Source organism: Chryseobacterium sp. SIMBA_038, assembly GCF_046535115.1.
In the GTDB taxonomy this organism is placed as follows: Bacteria; Bacteroidota; Bacteroidia; order Flavobacteriales; family Weeksellaceae; genus Chryseobacterium.
The window spans coordinates 1-232 of the sequence record NZ_JAWRXH010000469.1; the positions used below are offsets into that span (position 1 = coordinate 1).

1 protein-coding gene is annotated in these 232 nt (G+C 58.6%); it reads right to left on the reverse strand.

What is annotated here, in order from left to right:
• Positions 1-127: 127 nt before the first annotated feature.
• Positions 128-226, reverse strand: coding sequence for a GpE family phage tail protein (locus tag SB689_RS24300; RefSeq protein WP_410694573.1), 99 nt, complete (start codon positions 224-226; stop codon positions 128-130).
• Between the last annotated feature and the right edge of the window lie 6 nt (positions 227-232).

Consider the following 232-nt stretch of genomic DNA (forward strand, 5'->3'; position numbering starts at 1 on the left):
TAGTTCGGAAAGCTGTTTCTTCGTGTCGGCGAGCGCGCGCGACAGGCTTTTGCTACCGGTGAGCGTTTGGCGAAGCGGGCGCGTCAGCCGATCGACCATATCGAACACGACGCGCAGTTTCAGTTCGTTATTCATTTCGTTCGTATCGCTCTCGCGCCCGCTCGCGCCACTCCATCAGTTCAGAAACAGTCATCCGGTCCATGACGACGGGCGTCCAGCCAAACACACGTCG